Annotated in this window: 5 protein-coding genes and 1 tRNA gene; 4 read left to right on the top strand and 2 right to left on the bottom strand. The window is 37.0% G+C overall.

Annotated elements, in window-relative coordinates:
* Positions 1-45: 45 nt before the first annotated feature.
* Complete coding sequence (locus HGK31_RS13665; RefSeq protein WP_191860793.1) at positions 46-1,242, bottom strand: DegT/DnrJ/EryC1/StrS family aminotransferase; 1,197 nt, start codon at positions 1,240-1,242, stop codon at positions 46-48.
* Between the two features lie 8 nt (positions 1,243-1,250).
* The gene (locus tag HGK31_RS13660; protein ID WP_191860792.1) at positions 1,251-1,880 is read right to left on the bottom strand and encodes an NAD(P)H-dependent oxidoreductase; all 630 of its coding nucleotides are present in this window, start codon (positions 1,878-1,880) and stop codon (positions 1,251-1,253) included.
* Positions 1,881-2,036: 156 nt separating this feature from the next.
* On the opposite strand from HGK31_RS13660, the gene HGK31_RS13655 reads away from it, so the two are divergent.
* The 4 genes from HGK31_RS13655 to HGK31_RS13640 form a co-directional block, all read left to right on the top strand.
* Positions 2,037-2,121 (top strand) — tRNA-Ser (locus HGK31_RS13655).
* 282 nt (positions 2,122-2,403) lie between these two features.
* Positions 2,404-7,776 carry an immunoglobulin-like domain-containing protein gene (locus HGK31_RS13650; protein WP_191860790.1) on the top strand — a complete coding sequence of 1,791 codons (5,373 nt, stop codon included), beginning with the start codon at positions 2,404-2,406 and terminating at the stop codon, positions 7,774-7,776.
* A gap of 305 nt (positions 7,777-8,081) precedes the next feature.
* The gene (locus HGK31_RS13645; protein ID WP_191860788.1) at positions 8,082-10,892 is read left to right on the top strand and encodes a tail fiber domain-containing protein; all 2,811 of its coding nucleotides are present in this window, start codon (positions 8,082-8,084) and stop codon (positions 10,890-10,892) included.
* 43 nt (positions 10,893-10,935) lie between these two features.
* Positions 10,936-13,433, top strand: a 2,498-nt coding sequence (locus HGK31_RS13640; RefSeq protein ID WP_191860786.1) for an HYR domain-containing protein, incomplete at its 3' end; no start/stop codon positions are given.

The raw sequence follows: 13,433 nt of genomic DNA, 5'->3' as shown, positions 1-13,433 counted from the left end.
AGTAGTTGGTTCGTTACTTAAAGTTATGAAAAAGTTTAGAAAAACCTATTTTAGAACAGAAGTAATGGCTTTTACCATTTTTTTGGCGCGTTCCCTTACCTCTTCTTCTGTCCAAGATAATTTAATTAAGCATGAAATATTACGGCCAATGTAATGGTCTGATTGCTCAAAAGTCTGTGACTTAAGATATTCCAATCCTTCTTTGACTTCCATAGAAAGTGGATATAGAGTTTTAAGTGTTTTGAGGTGCTCCCACTTTCTAATGTAATGCCAATTGTTGTCATAGTAGTTCCAACAGGCATCAATGCCGTTTTCTTTAAAAGCCTGAATGACCTTTCTAGAGGTTTCTAAATCTAGTAAAAAGAAACTTAAGAACGAATAGCTTTCTTCACCACCTTCTGGAACAGTCCTAAAAGTAACTTGAGGAATATGAGATAACGCTTCTCTAATTATGCTGTAATTTTTCTTCTGAATGGCAACAAATTCGTCCAACCGTCTCAATTGTGCTAAACCAACAGCTGCATGTAATTCTGAAATTCTGAAATTATAACCCAAAAACGGATGAGTTTCTGCCCCTCGATCATTACCTACATGGTCATGTCCATGATCAGAATAATGATCCGCATGACGATAAAAGGCTTCATTATTTGTTAATACAGCACCTCCTTCACCTGCAGTAATAATCTTAACAAAATCTAGAGACAAACAACCTAAATCACCAATACTTCCTAATGGTTTACCATTGTAAGTTGCACCTGTTGCTTGAGATGAATCTTCAATAAGAATTAAACTATGTTTATTACAAATGTCTTGCAAGGCATGTAAATTGGCCATACTACCGCACATATGTACTGGCATAATGGCCTTTGTTTTATTGGTTATTGCATCTTCAACTGCTTTGGGGTCTAAAGTTAATGTATCGTCAATATCTACCAGAATGGGAATGGCTCCCAACATCATAATAGCTTCAAAACTTGCCACGAAGGTAAAAGTCGGCATTATAACTTCATCACCTGCTCCAATTCCTGCTGTAGCCAAAGCAACAGATACTGCCGCTGTTCCGCTAGACACCAATTGCGCATGGTTAACTTGCAATTTATCCTGAAGTGCTTTCTCTAACTCTTTGGCTTTCCAATGGCCATTACGCATACCATCAAAGCCATAGCGCATCAAAACACCATTATCTAATACATCTTGCAATTCTTTGCGTTCCGAATCTCCAAATAATTCAAATCCAGGCATAGTTTATTTTATAAAGTAATTATAGAATCTTTTAATTGCTTTCTAACTTTTTTAAAATCGGCAAACATGTCATCTTTAGCACGATAACCAATTGGTAATAACAAAACCGATTTCAATCCGCGTGTTTTTAACCCTAAAATCTCATCATATTTTTCCGGATTAAATCCTTCCATAGGACAAGAATCAATACCTTCCAATGCACAAATTGTCAATATATTTCCCATGGCTAAATAGGCCTGATTAGTTGCCCATTCTTCAATAAGTTCTTGCGGTTTCTTTTCAAAATCTGAAATTAAGAAATCTTGAAAAGGCTTTAAAACAGATTTTGGTGTTTTTCTTATATCATGAACACGATTGAAGTATTCAACCACGAAGTCTTCGTCAATCACACGTTCAATACAAAACACTAAAACATGAGAAGCTTCAGCAATTTGCTTCTGATTCATGGTATCTGGAATCAGTTTGGACTGCAATTCTTTATCACTAAACACAACTAATTTTATAGGTTGCAAACCGTATGACGTGGCTGTTAAATTAAAGGCTTCCTTTATGACTTGAAGTTTTTCCTCATTAATTAATCTGTTAGGATTAAAAGCTTTGGTAGCATAACGCCATTGTAAATGTCCAATAACATCCATGAATATTAATTTAGAATAGCAAAAATAGTAATACTGTTTTGGTTCAACTAACGGATTAGAAATTTTGTATAAAAATTTCAGTCTTTTATTTGAAAGAAACGAAAAAGGGTTCTATATTTGCATCCGCATTTAGGGAATACCTAATGAGGCACTCAAGGAGAAATGGCAGAGTGGTCGAATGCGGCAGTCTTGAAAACTGTTGAGGGTCACACCTCCGGGGGTTCGAATCCCTCTTTCTCCGCTAAAACCAGAACTAAATGTTCTGGTTTTTTTTATTTAAAATTCTAATTATAAATTAGTTAACGATTCAAATGATAATCGTGCACTTCATCGAGTTATTTTGATAGCCCTATATATTGATAGTACATTTATTTTCCCAATTCCTATGAGTAAATAACATAAACATCAAATACTACAATTACTTGATTTTTGATGTTTATACGGCTATGGGTAACAATATAATCAACCAATAACTTTAATTTAAGTGGGATTTAAGAGTCGATTCTTGTTTTTTACTCTTACTTTGCTATCATTTGCAAGTATACATGGGCAATGCTCCCCTGATGTAACGCCTCCTACTATTACATGTCCTAGTGATATTATTGTTGGATGTCCACAAGAAGTTCCTTCACTAACTCCAACAACTTCCGATTTTTGCGGAGCCATTTCTCTACAAACATATACTTTAACTGGTGCCACTACAGCTACTAGTGCTACAACTGGAATTAATGATGCTAGTTCCGAGGACTTTTTGGCAGGTACTACAACCGTCACCTATTATATTGAAGATGCTTCTGGTAATTCTGCTACTTGTAGTTTTGATGTTACTGTTAATGATTATACTGATCCAATTATTGTCTGCGAAGATGCTGTTGTTACGGTAAATGATACTGGCGACTGTACTGCTGTAGTTAATATGTATGCCATTGGTGTTTATCCTTCTGCTTTCGACTCCTGTTCTGGGTTATTCATTGTTCCGACTGGTATTCCTCCTGGTGGTGCATTTCCCGTAGGAACCACTACGGTAACTTGGACTGTTACTGATAGGGCTGGTAATTCTGCTTCCTGTACTCAAGATGTGACTGTTACTGATGAAGAAGATCCTACTATAAACTGTCCATCAGATGTTATTGCTAATACTGATCCCGGACAATGTAATGCGACAATTACGATTCCTTTGGCAGTGCCAATGGACAATTGTTCTATCGTATCTATTACCAACGATTATAATTCTGGAGGAGCTGATGCCAGTGATACCTATCCCATTGGAACTACTACTGTAACTTATACAGCTATAGATTCTGCTGGTAGGACAGCAACATGTTCTTTTGATGTTACTGTAGTGAACTCACAAGATCCAGTTATCACATTAAATGGAAGTAACCCACAAACTTTTGAAGCCTGTAGTAGTTATACTGAATTAGGAGCTACTGCCATAGATAATTGCTTTGGTGACATTTCCAGCAATTTGGTTATAGATACATCATCTTTAGATATGAACACGGTTGGCACCTACAATGTCACCTATACAATCACCAATGCCAATGGTGGACAAACACAAGTTATTAGGACAGTTACTATAGTTGATACTACAGCTCCTACTCTAACTTTTGTAGGTCCAAATCCGCTAACTGTTGCAGATTGTTCTACTTATACAGAATTGGGAGCTACGGCTTTTGACCCATGTTTTGGAGATATTTCGGCTAGTGTGGTCATCGATAATTCTGCTGTTGATACTAGTACCATTGGAAGTTATACAGTTACTTACAATGTCACCGATGCGAGTGGTAATTCAGCAGTGCAAATCATTAGAACAGTTCATGTTGCTGATGTTAGTGGTCCAATTTTAACCCTAAATGGTGCTGACCCCCAAATTATTGAAGCCTGTGATGTCTATACAGATTTAGGTGCTACGGCTATTGACCCATGTTTTGGTACAGATTACACCGCTAATATTATTAATGATACCTCAACACTTGATACAAGTACTCCAGGAACCTATATAGTTACTTACAATGTTATGGATGCTGAAGGCAATGCTGGTTTAGAAGTTATTCGTAACATAACCGTAGTAGATACCACTGGTCCCCTTATAACTCTTATTGGTGACGACCCACAAATACTAGAGGCCTGTACACCTTATACAGAGTTAGGTGCAACAGCCATAGACCCATGTATTGGTACTGACTATACTGGTGATATTATTATTAATGCTTCAACAGTTGACACTAGTATTGTTGGCTCATATAGTGTGACCTATAATGTTATGGATGCTGAAGGGAATGCTGCAATAGAGGTAATCAGAACTGTAACTGTTGTTGATACTACCTCACCAACCATTACCTGTCCGGCAGATATTGCGGTCGATAATGATGCTGGACTGTGTTCAGCTTTAGTAAACTATTCGGTAACAGCAAATGATAATTGTTCTGGAGAAACCATAACCCAAACGGATGCAACTGGATTATCATCAGGTGATGCCTTTCCAATTGGAACGACTGTATTAGAGTATACAGTTACAGACCCTTTTGGAAACACCGATACGTGTTCGTTTTCAGTAACGGTCAATGATGTGGAATCTCCTAATATTGTGTGCCAAGATTTTAGTTTGGGGCTAGATCCTTCAACTGGTATGGCTACATTGTTAGCAAGTGATATAGATAATGGGTCGACTGACAATTGCGGTTTCACCTTATCACTTTCTCAAGATGTGTTTGACTGTAGCCATATAGGTAGTAATACAGTAACCCTCACGGCTACAGATGCTGATGGAAACATTAGTAGTTGTAGTGCTACTGTTACTATAACGGATTTGGCTGACAATGCCACCGTTAGTATTGCTACACCAAATACAACCATTTGCCAAAACCAAGAGGTTACTTTTACAGCAACACCTACTATTGGTGGAACTACACCTATATACCAATGGCAAATAAATGGTATTGATGTAATGGGTGAAACAGGTGATACTTTTACTACCAGTGTTTTAAATGATGGTGATGAAGTAACAGTCATTATGACGTCAAGTGCCTCTATTTGTACACAACCAATAACCAGTAATACTGTAACCATAACCGTAAATGATTATAATGCACCTGCCGATGCTGGTGCTGATGTTACTAATACCGTTTGTGTTGACACAACCATTACTTTGAGTGGTAGTGCAGTAAATGGTGTGAATGCTATTGGAACTTGGACTGTGACTTCTGGGCAAACCAGTGGTTTTTCATTTTCGGATGCCAATAGTCCGACATCTGATTTTACTGGTGATATTGGCGAAACTTATACTTTAACTTGGAGTATTGACAACCCAGAACCATGTATTGATACTAGTGATAGCATAACAGTTACTATGATTGGTTGTAATGCTTTAGATTTTGACGGTGTGGATGATAACATCACCTTTAGAGATAACTATAACTTAGGCAATGCTTTTTCTATTGAAGTTTGGGTGAAGTCTGATTCTCAAAATTCAAATATTCAAACTATTTTTTCAAAGCGTGAAGCTACCAACTTGGTTAATGGTTACGACTTAAGATTGGTGAATAATGTGGTGTCATTCCATTGGAATAATGGGCAATCGGTATCATCTGGTGGTATTCAAATTACCAATAATCGCTGGTATCATATTGCCGTGACTTATGACGGAAGTGATTATAGTCTTTACATTGATGGTATTTTTATCAATAGTACTTCTGATTCTAATGAACCTATTGACAACACAGTTGATTGTATTGCAGGTGCTATGGATCAAACCATTAATGCTCCCTATTTACCAGTCAACTATTTTGATGGTGGTTTGGATGAACTCCGCATTTGGGATGTAGCACTTACCGAATCACAAATCCGTAAGATGATGAATCAAGAAATTGAAGATAATGCTGGAGTTGTTAGCGGGTCTGTAGTGCCTTTGGATATCACAGGATTGAATTGGAATGATCTTAATGGTTATTACCAAATGAACCAAAATACAGATTTATCTGGTGGCAATTTAGTTTCTAATAGCAATGCTATTAATGGCGTTTTAAGATATATGACCACCCTACAACCAGAAACAGCACCTCTTCCCTATCAATCAGTTGCTGATGGTGATTGGATAAATAATAATACATGGCTTTATGGTAATTCACAAGCACTGCCAAACAGTATGGGCATTGATGGTACTACCAAAGTAGATTGGAATATTGTAAGAAGTTCACACAATATTTCTTCTGGAAATAATAATTTGACACTATTAGGACTTGAAGTGAATGCCAATACACTTCGTATTGAAAATACAAATCCAACTGATGGGCAGAGTCTTCGAGTTACAGATTATTTATTTATTGATGGTACGGACACTGTTTTAAAATTAGTGGGCGAATCACAATTACTTCAAGATACTGGCAGTATTGTAAACTATACTGGAACTGGAGCCTTGCATAGAGATCAACAAGGTACTAACAATTACTTCAATTATAATTATTGGGGTTCACCTGTTAGTACTGATGGCCTTTCCTATTCGGTTGGTGGTAGCCTCTACGATGGCTTACAACCAGTTCAATGGACTACTGGTTATGACGGCATTGGAAGTACTACGCCAGTAACTATGAGTAGTAGATGGCTTTATATTTATGAAAACTATCCAGTTAATTCCTATGCAGACTGGGTTCGTATTGACCAAACTTATGCGGTAACCGTACCTTTAGGTTTTTTAATGAAAGGTAGTGGAACAACTGATCCACAGCAAAATTATACTTTTGTGGGGCAACCAAATAACGGAACTTATATTTCTCCGATAACTGCTGATTATGAAGCTTTAGTATCAAATCCATATCCCTCTGCTATTGATGCCCATACTTTCATCAATGATAACAGTGCTAGTACATTAGGAACACTATATTTCTGGGAACATTATGTGTCAAACGCTACGCACATCACAGTTGAATACCAAGGTGGTTTTGCCGCTTATAATTTAACTGGTGGTAATGCAGCAATTTCTCCACCTGAAATTAGTGGTTTAGGTGCACCATCCAAAATCCCTGAGCGTTATATTCCAATTGCACAGGGCTTTAATGTACGCGGTAATGCAACCGGAGGCGACGTAATTTTTAATAATGACCAACGTGTGTTTGTTAAAGAGGCTGTTACTGGAGCAGCGGATAATGGTTCTGTGTTTATGCGTATACAAAGTCATGCTGAAAACAGACCAGAAACCCAACCTATTCAACGTGTCCGTGTTGACTTTATAACTCCTGAAGGAGCTTTGCGCCCTATTATGATTGGGTTTGTTCCAAACAATTTGGCTACAGATGGTGTAGATTACGGCTATGATGCTCTTAATACGGAAGATTTACCTAATGACATGTCTTGGATGATTGAAGACCTGCCTTACATCATACAAGGTGTTGGCGCGTTTGATATAAGTAAGCGCTATCCATTGGGTATTTTCTTGGAAGATGCAGGTACTTTTGAGATATCGTTACGTGGGTTGGAGAACTTTGAAGAAGACATAACTGTTTATGTATATGATGCATTAACGGATAATTATACCCTCATAAATGATTTTAACTATACTAATACTTTAGACAGTGGTGATTATTTAAACCGTTTTTATATTGCCTTTACACCTGACAATATACTTTCGACAGTGGATAATGATATGGATACTTTGATTGTTAATTACCTAAACGATTCAGACGTTATTTATATTAGCACGCCTTATTCTTCATTGATAGAAGACGTTACGTTATTTAACATGCTGGGACAACGAATAATTACCTGGGATGTTAGTGATATGGACCAAAGTACAGCCCTGCGTATTCCTGTAACGGATTTGGCCGAAGGGAACTATATTATTAAATTGGTCAGTGTTGATGGCACAATCTCAAAGAAAGTTATTGTTTCTAAAAAATAGTATCAATTTCCAATAATATTTTACTTATTTCTTGAATGTATGCATAGTTAGCGATATGCTGTTTTGCCCTCATTTTTACTGATATTCAAGTACTTATTTAAAAAATACGTATAAGTACGTATATGCTATTTCATTTTTTTGTTCTACCTTACACAAGCTATTAATCAACAAATCTCTTTAAACGGATAGGTTGAAACCAACCAAAGTCTATCTTATATTTAATGTTTTCTAACATGTAATGCATTTTTCTATTGCATTATGTCTGTTGTGTTTTGGTATTAATATTAACCAATATCCAAAACATTATGAAAACTAAATTATCTTCATTATTTCTTATTTGTTTTTTAACAAGTATTACCATTTTTGCCCAAGCCCCTGAAGGCATTCCTTATCAAGCTGTCGCTAGAGATGCTTCAGGAAGTTTATTAACCAATCAACCTATTTCACTTCGATTTAATATTCACGATAATACATCTGGAGGAACTGTTGTTTATAGTGAAACGCATAATGCAAACACTAATGCATTAGGTTTGTTTGACGTAAATGTTGGATCAGGAACGCCAACCACAGAAGCACTATCAAGTGTTGATTGGGGTAATGGTGCCAAATTTTTAGAAGTAGAATTAGATGCCACAGGTGGCACTAGTTATACCAGCATGGGTACAACTCAAATGATGAGTGTTCCTTATGCTTTGTTTGCTGCATCAAGCGGTGATTTACCTGATGGTGTGACTCCTGGAAATACGCTTTATTGGGATGGTTCAGCATGGGTTGCAAATAGTAACCTATTTAATAATGGTGGGAATATTGGTATAGGTACAACCAACCCTTTATATAATCTTCACATTTCATCAACTATTGCAGGCATGTATGTTGAGGATACTGATACAAATTCAAACATATCCATTTTTGCGCCTGGTGATACATACAGTGGAGGAATTGGAACGGCAAGTAATCATGATTTGCCATTCTTCACAGATAATGTCGATAGAATGATAATTAAATCTGGAACTGGTAATGTTGGCATTGGGACTGACTCTCCATCTGAAAAACTAGATGTTGTTGGAAATATAAATCTTAATGGCAATATATATTTAAATGGGACAAAAACTATCAGTGACAATTTAGCAGGTAGAACCGAATTCTTTCATGTTGACAATGGTGTAGAGCATATGGAATTCAATGGTTTTAATACAACTTTTTCAAATAGAAATGTTTACATAATAGAAAATTTAGGCATTGGACTGGATCCTGCTTTGGATCCTATCACTGCGGATTTACATGTTAATGGAAGCGTTAGACTACAAATTGGGAACGAAGGCATTGGTAAGGTTTTAACTTCGGGTGTAGATGGCACAGGATCATGGACAGATGCAAGTGCTTTAACTGTAACTGAAGTTGATCCAGAAGTAAGTAGTGCTACAACCAATATCGTTCCAAAATGGGATGGTTCTTCACTTGTAGATGGTTTAATTACAGATGACGGCACTCATGTTGGAATTGGTATTTTCCCTCTTGGGTTCCCAGAAAGATCGTTACATGTAGCAGGAAGTCCAAACCAATCTGTTTTTGTTCAATCGGCTACTGGTGACGCTTCTATTGAATTAATGAGTGATAATGTTTCATTTACAAGAATATATGCTCCTTCAGGAACGAATGATTTTAGAATAGCTCAAGAAGGATTTGGAGATGTTTTTTCTATTTTACAAAATGGCAATACTGGTATTGGAACTAACACACCTAGCACAAAACTTGAAGTTGCTGGTATTGCGTCTTTAGGTTCAACAACTACACAAGAGGGTGGTGAATTACGCTGGAATCAAGCTCCAGGAGGAGGAACAGGCTACTGGTTCATGGACAATTTCTGGTCAGGAGCTGGTGGAAATAAATTTAGATTAATTACAAATATAGGGCAAACCCCTTTTACTGTTATGGATGATGGCCGAATGGGTGTTGGAAATTTTCCTTGGAATGTACAACCCACTGCCGATTTTCATGTAAATGGAAGCATGAGAATACAAAATGGAACTGAAGGCAATGGTAAGGTCTTAACGGCTGATGCTAGTGGAAATGCTACTTGGCAAACACCTGCCGTTAGTGTAGAAACTGACCCGCAAGTTAATGTGTCAGCTACTGATAGAGTTCCGAAATGGAATGGTAGCACCTTAATTAATGGGACTATTGTTGATAATGGTAATATCGGTATTGGTGTACCATCAGGTTTATCTAAATTACATGTTTATAGCACTACTGGAGCTAGTTTAACTAACAATGGCTCTATGATGCTTGGTGCTATTTCAGGATCTAATATGGTATTCGATCCAAATAAAATTCAAGCAAGAAACAATGGCGGTTCAGCAAATTTGGCCATTCAACTTTACGGTGGACAAACTAACATCGGTGCTGGCGGTGGTAATGTATTACTTACTCCAACTACAGCTGGAAGAGTTGGTATTGGAACTAACGCTCCTAATTATAAATTTGATTTAAGAGGAACTGGCCTTTTCTATCATACACAAACAAACTCTAGTTTTCAAAATACTGGGTTAATTGTCAGAAACCCAGGAGGTTTTGCTAGAATTTCAGTAGTAGGAGCTTCTACAGATAATAATAGAGGCTTAACATTAGTAGGAAACAATAATTTGGGAGGTGGATTAAATGTTTTAACTACATCCAGTGGATTTTGGGCACCGGTCAGAGCGTCTCAATTTGTTGTGTCTAGCGATAGGAGGATGAAAAATAATATCAAAGAAATTTCACTATTAGAATATGATGACTATTTAAATAAGATAAGAAACATTGAAACGGCTACATTCTCATATAATTTTGAACCTCATAGAGGACCACAACATATAGGTGTAATCTCTCAAACTTTACCAATTGAATTACAAGCTAAAATTTCAGGGGATACAACTAAAGATGAAGAAGATATGATTGGTGTAAGTCTGGCAGACATGGCAGGGTTAAATACTGTTGGAATAAAAGCTCTAGACCATAACCAGCAAGCATTGCAAAAAACTATCAAAGAACAAGATGAAAAAATTGATGACTTAACAGAACTTGTTTTGGCATTAAAAGCAGAGGTTGAATCCTTAAAACGTTCAATAAAAGAATAAAACTGATACAAGTTTATTGTTGAACAGATTTAAATCTCAAAAAATGAAAAACATAATAAAAATAATAATCATAATCACGCTGTTTACCGGAATCAGTTTCGGGCAAACTATTAGTCGTGATGTTTCACCAGCTTCTGGAGGAGTTTACTCGAATAGTTCGGGTTCTCTTTCATGGACATTAGGTGAAACAATGACCCAGACCTTTCAGGTTGGCAACACTATGCTAACCCAAGGTTTTCAGCAACCCGAAAGTCAGTTGGCCACAGGTTTATTAGCTGGCGATTTTTGCCCAGGTAGTACAATATACGTGCCTTACATGGCCATTGATATTTTTCCTGGTAATATTTTTACAGCACAATTGTCTGATGCTTTTGGAAGTTTTTCCAACCCAGTTAACATAGGTACTTTGGAAAGTAGTGCTTCTGGTTTGATTGAAGCTGTTATTCCGCTAGGAACAGTAACTGGAACCGCTTATCGTGTTCGTATAGTTAGTTCCATGCCTTACATAATTGGAGCTGATAACGGCACAGATATAACCATAAATGATGCGCCTGTAATTAGTTGTCCAGCAGATGTTTCAGTAAATTCTGATCCAGGCATATGTGGTGCTATTGTAACTTTCGATGCAACCAGCACTGGTTTACCAGAACCAGTAATTACCTATAGCCCAGAATCAGGTTCTGTATTCCCAGTTGGAACGACTATAGTAACAGCTACGGCTACTAATGATTGTGGTACCGATGAATGTACATTTACGGTAACTGTCATAGATACCGAAGCACCAATAATATCATGCCCCGAAAATATTATTGTTTCTACAGATCCAGGAGCGTGTTCAGCTTCAAATTTAAATCTGGTAACACCAATAACCATTATTAATCCAGAATTTGAAATACTTTACAAAGCTGGCTCTACAACTGTAACGGCTCCAGCACTTCAAAATGGTTCCTTTGCTACTGGTCCAACTGAAACTAATTTATCTGGACCCAATGTAACATTCAGTGATGGTTCAACCGGTAATCAGTTTGATATGGCTGGATGGATATGGAATGCTGTTATGGGTGTAACACGTTATGATAATTCTGGGAACTTTAGTGTGAATAGAGGCAACATTGGCCTGATTAATGGGGCTTCATTTGGAGGTGGAACAGCTGAAAAAACAATGACTCAAACACTTTCAGAAGATCTACAACAAAATGTAACCTATACGCTGACAGCAGATTTTGGTTGGAGAAATGATAATTCTAGGGCTACAAATCCTCCTGTATTAAGACTCTATGCTGGAAACACAGAATTAATTCCAATTGCATCAAGCAGTCCAAATTTAGTTCAAGGAAACTTTGTTACATACTCACGCACTTTTGAAATAAACAATGCGTCTATTTCAGGTCCTTTAACCATAGAGTTAGGTTTAGGTGCAAATACTAATGGGCAACAACTTAATATTGATCGTGTTACTTTAAACGCTAATACTCAAATAGCCAATGATAATTGTGCTATTTCATCAATAGTTGCCACTCTTAATGGTGATGTTGTTGATGCTTCGACAATTTTTCCTGTTGGAGATAATGATGTCTTATGGACAGTTACAGATACTTCTGGCAATACAGCTACTTGTATCCAAATCGTAACCGTTGAGGATACTGAAGCACCAACCATAAGTTGTAATTCTAGTGATGCACCAAATCTGTTAGTAAATAACAATTTTGAAGATAATGCTAACCATGATGTTTATGGTTCATTTGGTTGGGTTTCATTTAGTGATGCTTGGGGTAGTGTACGAAGTTTGGATGACAATCAAATTGGGTCAGCACAAAGTGGTGATTTCTTTATTAAGATGTTTGGACCACTTTCTGGGATGTATCAAGACTTTCCTGTGAATGAAGGAGATTTCATTACAAGTTCTGTCTATATGCAAAATGCCTCTTTTGACCCAACCAATCCTGATGGTAGTGCTCAAATTAAGTTGGAATGGTTCAATAATGTTGGTTCTTTAATTGGCGTTGAAACATCACCTTTCTTTACAGCAGCGAATCCGCAAGATGTTTGGACTGAAGTTAGTTTAAATTCTGAAGTTCCTGATGGAGCAGCAATTGTTAGATTTGTTCTTATTTCGCAACAACCTACAGGAGGTGCTATTATGTTTGATAATGCCAAGCTGATCACAAATGCTTCGAATCCAGGAATTATAACGGCTGATAATGATTTAGGAGCATGTGGTGCTCAATTAGTTATTCCTACTCCTCCATTAAATGATAACTGTTCAATAGTTTCAATTACAAATGACTATAACAATACGGATAATGCTAGTGATTTTTATCCTGTTGGTACGACTACGGTTACGTGGACTGTTGAGGACAGCGCTGGATTAACAGCAACTTGTTCGATAGATATAATAGTTGAAGACAACGAAGCACCTATTGTTAATTGTTTAAGCTTACAAGTACAATTAGACGAATTTGGTAACGGAAGTATCACTGAAGATGATATTGATGGTGATTCGTACGACAACTGTGAGATTGCTAGTATTTCGCTATCACA

The organism is Hanstruepera ponticola, from assembly GCF_012931685.1.
GTDB classification, from domain to species: domain Bacteria; phylum Bacteroidota; class Bacteroidia; order Flavobacteriales; family Flavobacteriaceae; genus Hanstruepera; species Hanstruepera ponticola.
Note: the sequence above shows the minus strand (reverse complement) of the source record. Positions and strands in the feature narration are given on the sequence as shown.

Excerpts from the sequence above, each read along its gene's own strand:
- HGK31_RS13660 (WP_191860792.1), bottom strand. The coding sequence starts at position 1,880 with ATGGATGTTATTGGACATTTACAATGGCGTTATGCTACCAAAGCTTTT.
- HGK31_RS13645 (WP_191860788.1), top strand. The coding sequence starts at position 8,082 with ATGAAAACTAAATTATCTTCATTATTTCTTATTTGTTTTTTAACAAGT.
- HGK31_RS13665 (WP_191860793.1), bottom strand. The coding sequence starts at position 1,242 with ATGCCTGGATTTGAATTATTTGGAGATTCGGAACGCAAAGAATTGCAA.